16 protein-coding genes are annotated in these 15,785 nt (G+C 54.0%); 6 read left to right on the top strand and 10 right to left on the bottom strand.

Annotation, left to right across the window (positions count from 1 at the left end; translation table 11 throughout):
- The first annotated feature begins 175 nt into the window (after positions 1 to 175).
- Positions 176 to 976, top strand: coding sequence for an AraC family transcriptional regulator (locus tag B3Z49_RS04110; protein WP_296988412.1), 801 nt, complete (start codon positions 176 to 178; stop codon positions 974 to 976).
- 11 nt (positions 977 to 987) lie between these two features.
- Here B3Z49_RS04110 and B3Z49_RS04105 read toward each other — a convergent pair whose 3' ends face one another.
- Together B3Z49_RS04105 and B3Z49_RS04100 are read right to left on the bottom strand one after the other, a co-directional pair.
- The gene (locus B3Z49_RS04105; protein WP_296988411.1) at positions 988 to 1,800 is read right to left on the bottom strand and encodes a hypothetical protein; all 813 of its coding nucleotides are present in this window, start codon (positions 1,798 to 1,800) and stop codon (positions 988 to 990) included.
- 152 nt (positions 1,801 to 1,952) lie between these two features.
- The gene (locus B3Z49_RS04100) at positions 1,953 to 2,300 is read right to left on the bottom strand and encodes a hypothetical protein (RefSeq protein WP_296988409.1); all 348 of its coding nucleotides are present in this window, start codon (positions 2,298 to 2,300) and stop codon (positions 1,953 to 1,955) included.
- Positions 2,301 to 2,317: 17 nt separating this feature from the next.
- On the opposite strand from B3Z49_RS04100, the gene B3Z49_RS04095 reads away from it, so the two are divergent.
- The 3 genes from B3Z49_RS04095 to B3Z49_RS04085 all read left to right on the top strand — a co-directional run bounded on the left by B3Z49_RS04095 (position 2,318) and on the right by B3Z49_RS04085 (position 5,049).
- Positions 2,318 to 2,695, top strand: a complete 378-nt coding sequence (locus B3Z49_RS04095; RefSeq protein WP_296988408.1) for a hypothetical protein — start codon at positions 2,318 to 2,320, stop codon at positions 2,693 to 2,695.
- A 238-nt stretch (positions 2,696 to 2,933) separates the two neighbouring features.
- Positions 2,934 to 3,971 (top strand): AraC family transcriptional regulator, encoded by a 1,038-nt coding sequence (locus B3Z49_RS04090; RefSeq protein ID WP_168173383.1) that lies wholly within the window; start codon positions 2,934 to 2,936, stop codon positions 3,969 to 3,971.
- A gap of 136 nt (positions 3,972 to 4,107) precedes the next feature.
- Positions 4,108 to 5,049 carry a DMT family transporter gene (locus tag B3Z49_RS04085; RefSeq protein WP_296988405.1) on the top strand — a complete coding sequence of 314 codons (942 nt, stop codon included), beginning with the start codon at positions 4,108 to 4,110 and terminating at the stop codon, positions 5,047 to 5,049.
- 8 nt (positions 5,050 to 5,057) lie between these two features.
- Here B3Z49_RS04085 and B3Z49_RS04080 read toward each other — a convergent pair whose 3' ends face one another.
- Positions 5,058 to 5,951 (bottom strand): ketopantoate reductase family protein, encoded by an 894-nt coding sequence (locus tag B3Z49_RS04080; RefSeq protein WP_296988404.1) that lies wholly within the window; start codon positions 5,949 to 5,951, stop codon positions 5,058 to 5,060.
- Positions 5,952 to 6,152: 201 nt separating this feature from the next.
- Between B3Z49_RS04080 and B3Z49_RS04075 the strand changes: the two genes are divergently transcribed.
- Entirely contained in the window at positions 6,153 to 6,911 is a 759-nt protein-coding gene (locus B3Z49_RS04075) for a nicotinamidase (protein ID WP_296988402.1), read from the top strand.
- 69 nt (positions 6,912 to 6,980) lie between these two features.
- On the opposite strand, the gene B3Z49_RS04070 is transcribed toward B3Z49_RS04075, so the two are convergent.
- The 7 genes from B3Z49_RS04070 to B3Z49_RS04040 form a co-directional block, all read right to left on the bottom strand.
- Positions 6,981 to 7,913 (bottom strand): nitrilase-related carbon-nitrogen hydrolase, encoded by a 933-nt coding sequence (locus B3Z49_RS04070; RefSeq protein ID WP_296988400.1) that lies wholly within the window; start codon positions 7,911 to 7,913, stop codon positions 6,981 to 6,983.
- Between the two features lie 99 nt (positions 7,914 to 8,012).
- Entirely contained in the window at positions 8,013 to 9,053 is a 1,041-nt protein-coding gene (locus B3Z49_RS04065) for an extracellular solute-binding protein (RefSeq protein ID WP_296988399.1), read from the bottom strand.
- Positions 9,054 to 9,145: 92 nt separating this feature from the next.
- A complete protein-coding gene (locus tag B3Z49_RS04060) occupies positions 9,146 to 9,940 on the bottom strand; it encodes an ABC transporter permease (protein ID WP_063088623.1) in 795 nt (264 codons plus the stop codon).
- Positions 9,937 to 10,827 carry an ABC transporter permease gene (locus B3Z49_RS04055; RefSeq protein ID WP_064779788.1) on the bottom strand — a complete coding sequence of 297 codons (891 nt, stop codon included), beginning with the start codon at positions 10,825 to 10,827 and terminating at the stop codon, positions 9,937 to 9,939. Before B3Z49_RS04055 ends, B3Z49_RS04060 begins: the two co-directional genes overlap by 4 nt.
- A 2-nt stretch (positions 10,828 to 10,829) precedes the next feature.
- Positions 10,830 to 11,924, bottom strand: coding sequence for an ABC transporter ATP-binding protein (locus B3Z49_RS04050; protein ID WP_296988396.1), 1,095 nt, complete (start codon positions 11,922 to 11,924; stop codon positions 10,830 to 10,832).
- 250 nt (positions 11,925 to 12,174) lie between these two features.
- On the bottom strand, positions 12,175 to 13,398 hold the full coding sequence (locus B3Z49_RS04045; RefSeq protein ID WP_296988394.1) for a CaiB/BaiF CoA transferase family protein: 1,224 nt from the start codon (positions 13,396 to 13,398) through the stop codon (positions 12,175 to 12,177).
- Between the two features lie 105 nt (positions 13,399 to 13,503).
- On the bottom strand, positions 13,504 to 14,694 hold the full coding sequence (locus B3Z49_RS04040; RefSeq protein ID WP_296988393.1) for an acyl-CoA dehydrogenase: 1,191 nt from the start codon (positions 14,692 to 14,694) through the stop codon (positions 13,504 to 13,506).
- 199 nt (positions 14,695 to 14,893) lie between these two features.
- On the opposite strand from B3Z49_RS04040, the gene gcvA reads away from it, so the two are divergent.
- Positions 14,894 to 15,785 (top strand): transcriptional regulator GcvA (gene gcvA / locus B3Z49_RS04035; RefSeq protein ID WP_296988391.1); only part of this gene is annotated, 892 nt, incomplete at its 3' end.

Here is a 15,785-nt window from a genome sequence, read left to right as displayed (position 1 = left end):
GGTATGATTTCCTTGGACATTGTACCTCCGAGGACAGGATCGTTGTGGTGGCGACGCCCCTGTCACATCTTGTGCGTTTTGGAATGCGACCAAGTTAAACCTGTCCGATCCGTCTGTCTTGCGGTAATCTGCCATCATATATCGCAATCAAGACAGTTTTGAATGTCGCCGCATCATGGTTCATATCCTCAACACCTTTGACGGACGTCCGGAACATCACAACAAGATCCCCCGCCCGCGTGAGTTGCCACGCGCGGTATATGTCCGGGTCAGTGATATGCCTGCTGGCTATCATGTTGCGGCACACAGCCATGACTGGAACCAGCTTTTATATGCGATTGAGGGCACGATGACCGTGGTGACAGAGGCCGGGATGTGGATCGTGCCGCCACAGCGCGCGGTATGGGTCCCGCCCCACACGCAGCATGCGGTGACCTGCACGGGCTTTACCCGGGCCCGCCACCTTTATATCGGTCGGGACGTTGCCGCCAACCTGCCCGATCGCTGCATGGTTCTGGAAGTCAGTCCGCTTTTGCGCGAACTGATCCGGGCTGCAACCGAAATTCCGGTCGAATATAATGAAGATGGAGAAGAAGGCCGCCTGATCCGCGTATTGCTCGATCAGATCAAGGCCCCCGATCAGGACAAGCTTTATCTACCTGCGCCCAAGGACACCCGACTGGCACGCATTTGCGATCATCTGCAAGGCGATCCGGCCGATAACCGCACGCTTGAGGACTGGGCAAAGGTATGCGGCGCCTCAAGCCGCACACTTGCCCGGCTTTTTCAGCGCGAAACCGGCATGCCGTTCCGCGAATGGCGGCAAAAGCTTCGTCTGCTCCATGCGCTTGAAAAGCTCGCCAATGACCGTCCGGTGACCGAGATCGCACTTGATCTTGGCTATGAGACCCCATCGGCCTTTATCGCCATGTTTCGCAAGGCCACAGGCCGCACACCGGGTAGCTATTTCCGATAAGCCCGAGACACTCAGTGGTCGTAACGGGTTACACGTGGTTTCGGCGGAATGATCTCGTGCTCGGGCTCAAGATATGTTCCGTACCGCTTTGTCACTTTCACATGGTCCGGGCAGGGCTTCTGCCCATTGGTGCACATGTTGTGAAGCTGAACCATGAATTCCGAGGACAAGCCGTTTCGTTCATGCGTCGCGTTTTCCGACGCACGATTGGTAAACCTGCCATTGCTCAGACGATCAAGGCGTTTATCCGTTTTCGGCGCAACAGCACCGTCATGATGCATGACGCGGATACCTTCAAGAAACGCCATCATTTCCATCACGGATTTAAGCATCCCGACACTGTTTTCGAAAGTCCGGGTCACGGCGACCGAAGCTTCTTCAATGTAGTCGGCAAATAATCCATCACCGTCTGCATCGGAAGGTTCGTATTTGTATATGCCCGCTGCCATGCGGCTTTTCCAAGCCTGATGGTTGGGCTCATTGACGCGACGCCCTGGAAGAATATGGCTGTTTTGTCCCCAGTCACGTCCATGACCGGTACAATTAACCTCACCCTTCCGGCGTGCCGGATGTGGTTCGTACGACATCATCTCTTTCCCCAGAGCGTAATAAATGCGCTTCTCTGATATCCATGCCCTTACTTGAACGCAGATATTCCCACTCTGTGAACGGACATGTGTCTTATTATTTAATCCACAAATACCACAGGTTATTTGCTGGAATTGCACATTCCATCCATATGAATATGCAAATTGTCCAAAAAACGTATCAAAACCCTGCTTTTCGGCATTTGACAAGGCTTTCAAAAAGCACGCAGCAGCCAACAGCCCCCAGATACACTATCCGGTCTGACGCGCATTTATGCCTGGATCAGGAAACAGAAATACACACTGCAATACACACCGGGTGATCGCAAGTCAGCCTCACTTAGGGCAGTGATACTTCCAGTCCTTTACGGTCGATCTTGAGTTTATTTTTAGTGCGAGACCCGTGATACGACATCATTCGCCGCTTGAATGCGGTCGCCATAGGCCATTGCCTTCGCACCATGGTTGAGCGACGGAATGCGTTCCGATGCGCCCAATACGGCCAGCTGGTCAATCACGGCCAGCACCCATGGGCGGGTGCCATTGCCTTCGCCACCTGCTGACGACGTGTCTTTCCTTTGGTCCAGAAGTCGCTCGTCTGCGCTGAAGATATCATTTTCATTGGAAACAGAACGGATGGCTTCCAATACGCGGACCAGTTCAGAAAGCGACTTCATCATATCGAAGGTCGCCGCAAGAGACTGGTTCACAGAAGACGGTTCTGCACCTTGCGCCATCTCAGGATCGCCAAAGCATGACGCTGCTGATGGTTCATCATCAAAGGATAGGAAAACCGGTTCCTGATCTTCCCGGCTCTGCCAGAAATTGTGATTTTTCTCGCCTTGACGACGTCCGGGTAACACGTGGCAATTCTTTCCCCAGTCACGACCGGGGCCGGCATAGTTTTTCTCCCCCGTCCGGCGTGCCGGATGTGGTTCTGTCGAATGCATCTAATCCCCCAAGGTTCGGTGCACACACTGATAAGGGCCGCCAGCGTTTTCTGTTCTTCGTCATAGGCGGCATCTCTGTTTTTTGGATTTCTACCATGTGCAGCGGGGTGACAATGCACGAAGCGTCCAAAAAAATGTGCGAACCATCCAAAACACCTAATAAAGGGATTTCGGAAAAATAATCCCTAACATCCCGTATAGCCATAACACCTTAAAACCAAAGGTATAATCCAGATCCCCTTACGCAATCATAATACCTTTGCGTTCATTTTCACCTAAACCTATACCTTTGTGGTTTTGACGAAACGTCCGGTTTCCGCTTAATATGAAAAAAATCTGGTATTAGAGATGTCGAATATTAATCCAGATGAACCCGCGCAAGTAGCGTTGTTTGCAATGAAGCAAAACCGGGAGTCAGGCATGACACAGTCAGCAACCCATACTTTTTTCACGGTCAATGACCTACCTATGTCCAAACGTTATGACGTTTGGCAAAGTAGTATTGACTGCATTTTCAGCGTCGAAACCCTTCCCGACATCCGCAAGAACAACTTCCATGCAACATTGGATGCGGATTTGTTGGGATCGATGATGATCGCCCGCACCAACAGCACACATCAGTTCTGGGAACGCAGTTCCAAGACAATTGCTGCCGACGGCATGGATCATTATATGGTCCAGCTTTACTATAACGGCGGCATGTCGACAGATGATGGCAAGGACGGCCAGGAAATAGAAGCCGACGGCTTGCTCTTTCAGGACCTGTCGCAAGTAGCACGGGCGACAACAAGCGATTTTGATAACCTTGCCTTCATCATTCCTCGCCCCCTTCTTGAAGACCGGCTTACCCTGCCCGAAGATCACAACATGCGGTTTCTCAGCCCGCGTGACCCGATGGTCCGGATTGTTGCAAATCTGATGCGCTCGCTGAAGGCCAATGCGTCTGCGCTCAAGACCGAGCATGCCCATGTGCTTGAAAACAGCTTTGCCGATATGCTTGCCGCCTGCCTCAATTCCGCATATGGCGAAACAAGCGAGACCACAAACAAACGTCAGAACCTTGAAGTCATGACGCTGATCCGGCGTTATTTCCGGGAGAATTTTTCACGCCCCGATCTCACCCCGGACCGTGCGGCAAGAGAGCTCGGAATTTCACGGTCCAAGCTGTATCAGTTGCTTGAAGAGCATGGCGGCGTTTATCGCTACACACGTGATCTGCGTCTGCGCCGTGCCAAGCAATTGCTTAGCACCACAACGAAGCGCCCCCGTTCCCTTTACGACGTCGCGCTTGAATGCGGATTTTCCAGCGACACGTCCTTCATCCGGGCATTTCGCGAAAAATTTGACATGACGCCGGGTGATTTCAGACGCAGCCAGCAAAATGCATTGAATAACGTGCAGGACGCGGATGGCAGTGAACGTGATACACGCTATGAAAAGTGGCTGCACACCCTTTGAAACGCCCCTTTTACCGCCAAGCCGTGTCAGATTTCCCGCATCTCTGACATGAAATTTTATCAGTATTGCCCGCCCCCAACTTACGATATTCCTGAAAACAGGTGCTAAGCACCCGCCACCATTCAGGAAGATCGCAATGAACAGTTTCTGGTCTGGAATTGGGTTACGCCTTGCCGCGACCGGATTGTTCGGGGTCATGAACCTGTTTGTCCGGTTGGCATCCTTTGAGGCCCCGACAGGTCAGATCGTTTTCTGGCGGAGCAGTGTCGCCCTGATCCCGATTGTGGCTTACCTGATGTGGCGCAATCAGTTTCCCAGGGCGCTTAAGACCAAACGCCCGTTTGGACATCTGAAACGCAGCACGTATGGCTGCGTTTCGATGTTTCTGGCCTTTGTATCGCTGGCTTACCTTCCGCTGGCGCTGGCCACTGCACTTGGCTTCCTTGCCCCGCTTATTCTGATCCCGGTTGCGATCATCACGCTGCGTGAAAATCCGGGATGGCTTGTGATCAGTGCAACCATCGGCGGCTTTGCCGGGGTATTCCTGATGCTGTGGCCGATGCTGTCGACCCCGGGGCTGGATCACAATACCCTGATCGGGATTGGTGCCGGTGTGGCCTTTGCTGTCACCACGGCCTTTGCCAAGGTACAGATCAAGTCGCTGACCACGACAGAACCGTCTGGCACGATTGCCTTTTACTTTGCCGTGATCTGTTCGATCGGCGGACTTCTGACCATCCCGTTTGGCTGGGCACCGCTTTCGACAAGCAACATTGTCTTCCTGATTGGTGCCGGGCTCACTGGCGGGCTTGCCCATATCGCCTTGACCGAGGCATTGGCACGTGCCCCGGCATCGACCCTGTCGGCCTTTGAATATACCGCCATGATTTGGGCGATCATTCTGGATCTTGTCGTGTTTGGCGTTTTGCCCGCCCCGATCAGCCTGATGGGCGGTGTCTTCATCGTGATGGCCGCAGCCCTGGTGATGTTTAACGACCAGATCGTTGCAGCCGTTGCCCGCAAATTCAAAAGAACGACCGAGGCATCAACCGAGCCGGCCAACTCCCCGGCCGAATAATCCGGCGATTACGCCAATTTGGTTTCCTGAAGCTTGGTCAGTGCATGCAGGGCAAGATTGGTCGGCGTTGCGATATCAAGCTCCGCCCCCTTGCGAACGATATACCCGTTCAGGAAATCAATCTCGCTTGCTTTGCCGCGCGCCAGATCCTGTGCGGTTGAGGAAAACTGACCGGGCATGGTTTCGGCGATCTTTTCAATCGCGACCCAAACATCACCCGGCACCGTCACCCCACATCCCTTGGCAACGGCCAGACATTCATCCACCGCATTACGCATTACATCCCAGACACCGACACCTTGCACGACTTCACCGTAAGGGCGCTGTGTAATCGCGGAAAGCGCGTTATAGGCACAATTCAGGATCATCTTCGCCCAAAGGGCGCCTTCGGCATTGTCGGAGACCTCAACCGGAATTTTGGCTGGCACCAGTGTATCGACGACTGTCTGACTTTGCGCAGATGGGCCGATGACAAGCTCGCCCCGGCCATGGTGTTTGACGTGGCCCGGGCCGCCCATACTGGTCGCCACATAGACCACAACCGGAATAACTGGTTGACCAAGAACACCACCAAGTCGTTCGGCGTTATCCACACCGTTCTGCAAGCTAAGCACAATCGTGTTGGCAGAGATGAATGGCTTAATCTGCTCGCCAGCCTCAATGGTGTCAGTGGATTTGACGCAAAACAGGATCATATCCGCACCGGCAACACCGGCGGCATCCGTATTCCCCGTCACGGTGACATATTCCTGCGAGGACCCGAAATCGAGCAACAAGCCATCGCGGTTCATCGCCTCGACATGATTTGCCCGCCCGATCAGGGTAACATCGTGACCGGCACGGGCCAGCATCGCACCATAATAACACCCAACTGCCCCGGCACCCATAACCGCGATTTTCATCTTCCGTCTTGCTCCTGATCCTGACTTTGCGTCCTATGCGTCAAACAGGTACCCGCTGGTGCCGCTTGACTTTCCTGCGTTCTGGCCCAATCCTGATCAAATCAGAGGAACGTTCAAGCCCTTATAACAAGGGGCCGCGCAAAAGAACCATATCAGACAATCATAAGCGACGCGCTGGCCACCAATATCAGGTAGGCGATCTTGAACAATTCCTCTTATTCCCTAAATCGTCGTCGTTTCCTCACCGGACTTGGCGTCATCGGTGCAGGATCACTTGCATCTGCATCCCTATTGGGATCTGCTAGAACGGCACTGGCATCGGGCATGATCGGTAAGAACAAGGAAGATGTCCTTCTGGTCATTGATGTCCAGAACTGCTTCCTGCCCGGCGGAACCTTGCCCGTCAGTGACGGCGACCAGATCATTCCGCTGATCAACAAGCTTGGTCAGCAGTTCGAAAATGTCATTTTCACCCAAGACTGGCACACGCCGGGTCATGCGTCCTTTGCATCCAGCCACGCAGGCAAGGCCCCGTTTGAGACCATCGAACTTGATTACGGCACACAGGTCTTGTGGCCTGATCATTGTGTTCAGGGATCAGACGATGCCAAACTTGCCGCCGGCCTTGATATCCCGCATGCGCAACTGATCATTCGCAAGGGTTATCACAGCGAAGTCGACAGCTATTCAACCTTTGTCGAGGCCGATGGCGAAACCAAAACCGGCCTGACCGGCTATATGCAGGAGCGCGGGCTTAAGAACGTTTATGTTTGCGGTCTTGCCACCGATTTCTGCGTTAGCTGGTCGGCACAGGATGCGCGCAAGGCTGAGCTGAATGTCTCCGTGATCGAGGATGCCTGTCGAGCGATTGACCTGAACGGATCGCTTGAGGCGGCATGGAGTGCCATGGAGGCCGCAGGTGTATCGCGCATGCAGTCATCCGATATTCTTTCATCGTAAGCAGACATACAAAAAGCCCTCCGGATTTGTATCATTCGGAGGGCTTTATTCTTGTCGCCCAAAATTGGGTCAGTCGTTCTTGACCACCGACACATGGCCTGCCGTCCAGCCGCCCGGCCAGACCTCGGCTTCGCCATTGCGCAGGGTACGAACCAGACCAATCGGTACATCCTTGGCAATCAGAACTTCGCCATCTGCACCATCATCAAAGGTCGGTTCGGTCTCGGCAAAGTGGCCTGTATGACCCAATTGCGGTTCGCACGGGGTATAGACCGAACAACCGGAATAGTTGGTCGGGTTGTTGGTGGTGTTGACCGCAGTCCCCGTCGTGCCGCAGGCGGCAACCACGGTCATCAATTCAACCGCGCGCGCCTTTGCACAGCCAAACACCCGGTGATAGCCCGATGGTGTCAGCGTCATGGATGGGACCAGCAACAAATCAATATCAAGCGTTGCCAGCAGGCAAGACAAGGCCGGCATTTCAATATCGAGACAGATCAGCACGGCCACATTCAGCCCACGCCATTTGATCACATTAAATGCCTTGCCCGGTGTCAGGTTCCAGTTTTCCGGTTCCTGTTCGCCCGGCGTCAGGGAAAGCTTGTCCTGAATGATGGCGTCGCCTTCCGGGGTGAAAATCATCGCGCTGTTGGTTTGCCCGGCATCCGGATTTTCGGGATCAATGTGCCAGGGCATGCTGCCAGCCACGAGCAGCATGTCATGCTTTTTGGCGAGCTCGGCGCCATATTTTCGGGCCTCGGGCGCGAGGTCAGCCATCCAGGCGATTTCTTCACCTGTTTGCAAACCATCGGGCTTGAAGGCCAACCATTGTTCGCTGGCATATTCCGGCAGGACAAAGATCTTTGCCCCCTGCTTTGCCGCCTCGGCCATCTGGACATCAACGTGATTAGCCCACCCCGCCATGTCTTTAACGGGTTGGCCAAGGTTCGTCGCCCAAAGGGCCAGGGTTACATATTCGGGGAAGGATGCCGGAGACGTCATGATCAGCGTTCCTGATATTCAGAGGGCGTTTAGCTAAAAGCGGCATGATCCGGCCATCAACTGACAGCCGGACCAGATAGATCGGGAATAGAACCAGACTTAGTTTTTAAGTTTGGTCCAGACACGGTTACGAAGATCACGCGCCTTGACCGAGCAGTTCTGCGACGCGATCAAAAGGTCTGCGTATTCTTCTGGCATGTTCACGGCCGGATCCGAATTCAACGCCGGATCCATGAATTCGCCTGTCCCCTTGATCGAGTTCATGTAACCGGCATAGTTCGACGCTTCTGCCGCGTTTTCGGGCTGCATCATCCAGTTGATGAAGGTCTTGGCGTTTTCAAGGTTCGGTGCACCCGCCGGAATGACGAAGTGATCGGCCCAATAGGTCAGACCTTCTTTCGGATAGACAAATACAGCCTCGGGAATGCTTTCCTTGGTCCGGTGGGCGGCACCGTTCCACTGCATGTGCATCTGAACTTCGCGGGCCGACATACGGTCGATGGTGCCCTCAGAGCTGTAAACAGCAATGTAGGGTTTCTGTTTTGTCAGAACATCAAGAACCTTCTGGGCCTCTGCCGGGTCCTCGGTACATTTTTCAACACCGGCATAGTAGGACGCCGCATTGAACATTTCGACTTCGTCGTTCAGCGCGCCAATCTTGCCACGGAATTCTTCACGCGGTTCGAAGAATTCTTTCCAGCTGTTTTCAAGTTCGCCGTCGATTGCTGCCGCATCATAGGTAAAGCCGGTGGTCCCCCAGAGATAAGTCACGGAGTATTCGCGCTCCGGATCGTATTTCATGGTGTCGTGCGGCTTGGCAACGTTGCCAAAGTTTTCAAGGCTTTTGGCATCGAACTTGGTTGCCAGACCTTCCTTGATCATCACGTCCACCATGTAGTCGGACGCGACAGCAATGTCATAGCCCGACGCACCGGCCTGAAGCTTTGCCAGCATGGTTTCGTTGGAATCATACACATCAAGGGTCACCTTGATGCCGGTTTCCGCTTCGAATTTTTCCATCAGTTCCGGCGGAAAATAGTTCGACCAGTTATAGAAAAACAGTTCGCCATCCGCCTTTGCCGAACCGACCGACAACAAGGCGATCGCGGATGCTCCCAGAAGCACAGAACGTAGTTTCATCGTGAGACTCCCAAATAAGGACGGTGGGTTGTTTTGTTATTCGGATGGCCGGCCCGTCCGGGAACCGGCAATCCCGTTTTGAATTTCAGAGATCAGTATCGAATACGATCAATCAGGAACGAGATGCTGACAAACAAGATTGAAACAATCAGCATCATCGCAGAGACAGCATTGACCTCGGGCGTGATCCCGATCCGGATCATCCCGAAAATATAGATCGGCAAGGTCGTCGCCCCTGCACCGCCAACGAAGTAGGAAATGACAAAGTCATCAAGCGAGATGATGAAGGACAACATCGCGCCTGACAAAATCCCCGGCCACAGCAACGGCAGGGTCACACGCCGGAAGGCTTTCCATTCGTTGGCATACAAATCATTTGCCGCCTCGACCAATGCCGGATCCATGCCCTCCAGCCGCGCGCGGATCGGCAGATAGGCAAATGGAATGCAAAAGACTGTATGGGCAATGATCACGGTCAGAAGACCAAGCTTGATCCCCAATGCGACAAAGAACAGAAGGGTCGCGATCGCCGTGACAATTTCAGGTACGAGCAACGGCAGAACCAGCATGGCGGAAACGCCTGCCTCGCCCTTGAACCGGCCGCGTGACATACCCATCGCAGCCAAGGTGGCTGCAATGGTGGCCAGCACGGTTGCCGACACCGCAATTACAATGGAGTTCTGGGCCGCACGCAGCATGTCATCGTTGGAAAGGGCTGTGACATACCAGTCCATGGTAAAGCCGGTCCAGATCGTCGCCAGACGGTTTTCGTTAAACGACAGCGCGATCAGGACGACAATGGGCAAATACAGATAGGCAAAGAAAAACATTGCCGTCGAAGTGATCCCGCGAAAACGCCACAGCGGGTTGGAAGCATCGACTTTCATCGGCTTTCCTCCGGCAATGATTTGAACTTGAACGAATAGACCATCATCGAGATCAGAACGAGTGCCAGAAGCACAAAGCCAAGCCCGGCCCCAAGCGGCCAGTTACGTGCGGCACCAAACTGGCTGCCGATCAGGTTGGCAATCATCATGAACTTGCCACCGCCCAGAAGCTCTGGCGTGACATATGCACCAAGACACGGAATGAAGACCAGAATGCAGCCCGCGGCAATGCCCGGTGCCGCAAGTGGCAGGATCACCCGGCTCATCGCGCGGCGCTTGTCCGCGCCCAGATCAAAGGCCGCCTCGACCAGTCGATGGTCAAGTTTTTCAAGGCTGGCATAGATCGGCAAAACCATGAATGGCAGATAGGTATAAGTCAGACCTATCGAGACCGCGTACGGCGTGTAAAGGACATCAAGCCCACCGGTTTCAATCCCCATCCAGTTCAGCGCCCCATCAATCAGGCCACCGTTGCGCAGCAACAGCATCCACGCATAGTTCCGCACCAGAATGTTGGTCCAGAACGGAATGGTCACCAGAAAGATCAGGAAGTTCCGACGGCTTTGGGGTTGGGTTGAAATGTAAAACGCGGTCGGAAAACCCAACAAAAGGGCAAATACCGTAGTCATCGCCGACAGGCCAAAAGAACGGGCAAAGATCTGAAGATAGTCGGTATTGACCACCAGATTATCCATCAGATCGCGTTCAAAGATGAAACTGATATAGGCGTCCATCGAGAACACGCCCCAGTTCACCCCGCCATAATCGCCGCGTTCCAACATCGAAACATAGGCCATCTGCAACAGCGGAACGGCCATGAAAAATCCGATATAGACCACGGCAGGTGCGACCAGCCAAAATCGTTTGGATCGTATGATATTACCCATGATCAATCCGCCAGTACCCGAATGGAGTCAGGGGACATGGTGATGCCAACACGTTCACCTTGGGCGAAATCGGCCTTCGCACCCGATCCGTTTTGCATCCGGACTGTCAACAGGGCGTCATTGCCGAGATCAATCTGATAGGTCGTATCCGTGCCGAAATAGATGACGGTGGAAACGGTCCCGACAAGCTGATTGGCCCCGGCCTGATTTTCAGCAACTAGTCCAAGACGTTCTGGACGGACCGAAACAGTAACCTCGCCACTTCGTTGACTGGACACATCCTGTGTCAGTTCAATCACCTGACCACCGCCAAGCTTTACAGCACGCTTGCCAGCACCATCATCGACAAGATTGCCAACAAGGAAATTACTGTCTCCGATAAAGTCGGCAACAAAGCGGTGGGTCGGGGCTTCATAGATTTCGCGCGGCGCGCCGATCTGCAGAATTTCGCCTGATTTCATAACCGCAATGCGGTCTGACATCGCCAGTGCTTCTTCCTGGTCATGGGTGACAAAAACAAAGGTGATCCCGGTTTCTGTCTGCAGGCGTTTGAGTTCAACCTGCATTTCCTTGCGCAATTTCAGATCAAGTGCCGAAAGCGGCTCATCAAGCAGCAAAACCTTTGGCGCCGGGGCCAATGCACGGGCCAGTGCAATACGTTGCTGCTGACCACCGGAAAGCTGGCTTGGCACGCGGTCGCCATATTGGGCGAGCCGCACAAGTTCAAGCATCTCTTCGGCGCGATCATCGGCCTGTTTGCGCGCCACACCCTGCATTTCAAGACCGAACGTGATGTTCTGCCGGACCGTCAGATGCGGGAAAAGTGCATAGGATTGAAACACCGTGTTGATTGGCCGCTTGTAAGGCGGAAGGTCATTTAGCGCCTTTCCTTCGAGCAAAATTTGCCCCGAAGTCGCCTGTTCAAACCCGCCGATCAGACGCAGCAAAGTCGTTTTGCCACAGCCAGAAGGACCCAACATGGTGAAAAATTCATTCTGAAAGATATCGACAGATACGTCGTCCAGTGCCGTGACTTTATCGGCACCCGACCCAAATGTTTTTCCAACAGACTTTGCCGAAATGACTACTTCTGACATGCACTTCCCCAAATTTGTATTTTGTAAAATGATATAAAATCTACAGAGACTTGCAATCCGGTGGTCGAGAAAGCGTCGATATTTACAGAAGTTCCGCAATATCCGCCTTAAAATGGCATCCAAACTGGTTCTGATTGCGTCATATAGACACTTTACAAAATAATGTGCAGCGCACTATTCCCGCAAAACGAGGACATCTGGGACAGAAAGGCAATCAGAGGACACCAAACGCGCGGTAATCGCCGTCAGATCAGACAATGCCGGCGTCACGCAGCTTGGCAATCTGGTCGTCGCTAAGGTCGGCCACGTTGCGCAAGATTTCGTCGCTGTGTTGCCCCAGCGTCGGCGGGGCTTTTTCATCCGTGATCGGTGTTTTGGAAAACTTGATTGGGTTGGCAACTGTCGGGACAGTTCCGGCCGTCGGATGATCAAGCTGCTTGACCATACCGCGATGCTTGACCTGCGGATTATCAAAAACACGATCAAGGGTGTTGATCGGACCGCAGGGCACATTGGCCTTTTCAAGTGCATCAATCCACGCGTCGGTGGTTTTGGCCACCATTGCCTGACGGATTAGCGGCACCAGCTCAACGCGATTGGCCACACGGTTGCGGTTGGTGGCATAGCGTTCATCAAGCGGCAAGGCATCCAGCCCCGCGACCGCGCAGAAGCTTTTGAACTGGCTGTCATTACCAACCGCCAGAATCAGATAACCATCGGCCGTCGGAAAGGCTTCATAAGGCACGATATTGGGATGCGCATTGCCAAGACGGCCCGGCGCATTACCGGTCGCAAGATAGTTCATCGCCTGATTGGCAAGAACGGCGGTCTGCACATCCAAAAGGGCGAGATCTATATACTGCCCCTCGCCGGTTTCATCGCGGTGACGCAAGGCGGCCAGAATGCCAATCGTTGCGTAAAGCCCGGTAAAGATATCGGCAACCGCAACGCCAACCTTCATCGGCTGCCCACCCGGGGCACTATCGGGCGCACCGGTGATGCTCATCAACCCGCCCATGCCCTGGATCATGAAGTCATAGCCCGGGCGATCCTTATAGGGGCCGTCCTGACCAAAGCCGGTGATCGAGCAATAGACGAGTTTCGGGTTCACCTTGGAAAGGGTCGCATAATCAAGACCGTATTTGGCAAGGCCACCAACCTTGAAGTTTTCCAGAACCACGTCGCTTTCAGCCGCGAGATTGCGCACAATCTCCTGGCCTTCGGGCTTGGTGATGTCGATGGTCAGCGACTTCTTGCCACGGTTCGCCGTCAGGTAATATGCAGCCTCGGTGGTGTCATTGCCATTGGCATCCTTGGCAAAGGGCGGACCCCAGCCACGGGTATCATCACCGGCACCGGGACGTTCGACCTTGATGACCTCGGCCCCCATATCGGCAAGGGTCTGGCTGGCCCACGGCCCGGCCAGTACGCGCGAAAGGTCAAGAACACGAAGCCCGGAAAGTGCGCCAGTCATCTGAATATCCCGAAATATCGACTTGGAAAAAGGCAGCTGGGAAAAAGCAGCTGGAATCAAATCGGGCGACAACATTTCTGCCGCCGCCCGATCAAGTTTTTGGGATCAAGCCTCTGCGGTGAAGGCCTGAATTCCGGTCTGCGCCCGCCCAAGGATCAGGGCGTGAACATCGTGCGTACCTTCATAGGTATTGACCGCTTCAAGGTTCATCGCATGACGAATGACGTGGTATTCATCGGCGATACCGTTACCGCCATGCATGTCACGGGCAACACGGGCAATATCAAGCGCCTTGCCACAGTTGTTACGCTTCATCAGCGAAATGGCTTCCGGTGCACCCTTGCCTTCGTCAAGCAGACGACCAACCTGAAGCGCGCCCTGCAGGCCAAGGGTGATTTCGGTCTGCATGTTGGCTAGTTTCAGCTGGATCAGCTGGTTCGCCGCAAGCGGACGACCGAACTGTTTACGATCCATGGTGTACTGACGTGCCGCGTGCCAGCAGAATTCAGCAGCCCCCATCGCACCCCAAGCAATGCCGTAACGTGCCTTGTTCAGGCAACCGAACGGACCACCAAGGCCCTTGGCATTCGGCAGCATGTTTTCTTCAGGCACAAAGACATTGTCCATGACGATTTCACCCGTGATCGACGCACGGAGCGAAAACTTGCCTTCGATCTTCGGTGCCGACAGACCCTTCATATCCTTTTCAAGGATGAAGCCGCGAATGACGCCTTCGTCATCCTTGGCCCAAACGACAAATACGTCTGCGATCGGGCTGTTGGTGATCCACATTTTCGCTCCCGACAGGGTGAAACCACCATCGGCCTTGCGTGCTCGGGTTTTCATGCCACCCGGATCGGAACCGTGGTCCGGCTCGGTCAGGCCAAAGCAGCCAACCCATTCACCAGTTGCCAGTTTCGGCAGATATTTCTTGCGCTGTTCTTCGCTGCCATAAGCATAAATCGGATGCATCACGAGCGAGCTCTGCACCGACATTGCCGAGCGATAACCGGAGTCAACGCGTTCGACTTCGCGGGCCACCAGCCCATAGGCGACATGGTTCACGCCCGGTCCGCCGTATTCCTCGGGGATGGTCGGGCCAAGCAGGCCAAGTTCACCCATCTCGGTCATGATTTCACGATGGAAAATCTCATGACGGTTGGCTTCCAGAACGCGTGTCTGGAGGTTTTCCTGACAATATGCACGGGCCGCATCGCGGATCATGCGTTCGTCTTCGCTCAACTGCTCTTCAAGCAGGAGCGGATCTTCCCAATGAAACGGTGCGCGGCTTGCCATTCACATGGTCCTTTATGAATTTTTCTACAGAAAGCAGGGGCAGCGCCATAGAAGGGCGAGATGACGCTACCCCTGAAAAGCTTAGATGCTTATGGGTTAAAGCTAGGAACTCGCTAGCCAACTTGCAAATGATAAAAGTGATGCAGATTATGCAAAAAAATCATAAACTATCCTGAATTGATCACATCAGGATATCGTCTTGGCCCGTCGCATTCCCAGCCTGAAGGCACTCAGTTGCTTTGAACAGACTGCCCGGTTTGGCAGCGCATCGCGCGCCGCAGAGGAACTTTACCTGACACAAAGTGCGGTCAGTCGCCAAATACAGGGCCTTGAAACCTGGCTTGGCTGCAAGCTGTTTGCCCGTGAAAAGCAGCGATTGATCTTAACGCCAGAAGGCGAAAGTTATCTGCAATCCATTCGCCCGGCCCTTGATCAGCTTGAAAGTGCGACCTTGACCCTTTTGTCGGGCGGATCGGAAAGCGGGGTTTTGACGGTTGCGGCGCCGCCAACGTTCGGATCGCGCTGCCTTATTCCATTATTGCCTGACTTTCGGGCCAGATATCCCGACATTGCGATCAATTTCATTTCGCGGATCGGCATGCCCGATTTTGATCGTGAACAAATTGATATCGCGGTTCTGTTCGGCGAAGGAAAGTGGTCGGAACTTGATGCCCACATCCTGCATGGCGAGGAAATGGTCCCGATCTGCAGCTCGCAACTGGTTGCCAATCTGGGACGCGCGCCACAGCCAGAAGACTTGCGAAACTTTCCGTTGTTGCATATCGCGACCCGGCCACGCGGTTGGGCCGATTGGCTTGCGGCAAGTGGGCTTAGTGATATTGACGGTGAAAACGGACCGAAGTTTGAGCATTTCACCATGGCGATGCAGGCCGCTGTTGCCGGACTTGGTGTGGCGTTGTTGCCGACCTTTGCGATCACCGATGAACTGGCAACCGGCCGGATCATCGCCCCGTTCGGCCAACCCAAGGCCAGTCCGTTTCATTATTATGCCTGCTGCCCGAAAAGCCGCGCTCGGCTTCCCAAGATCCGGGCCTTTATGAACTGGCTTGATCAACTTGATACGGTAAAGA

Origin of the sequence: Thalassospira sp. UBA1131, from assembly GCF_002311515.1 — a bacterium.
Classification (GTDB): domain Bacteria; phylum Pseudomonadota; class Alphaproteobacteria; order Rhodospirillales; family Thalassospiraceae; genus Thalassospira.
Note: the sequence above shows the minus strand (reverse complement) of the source record. Positions and strands in the feature narration are given on the sequence as shown.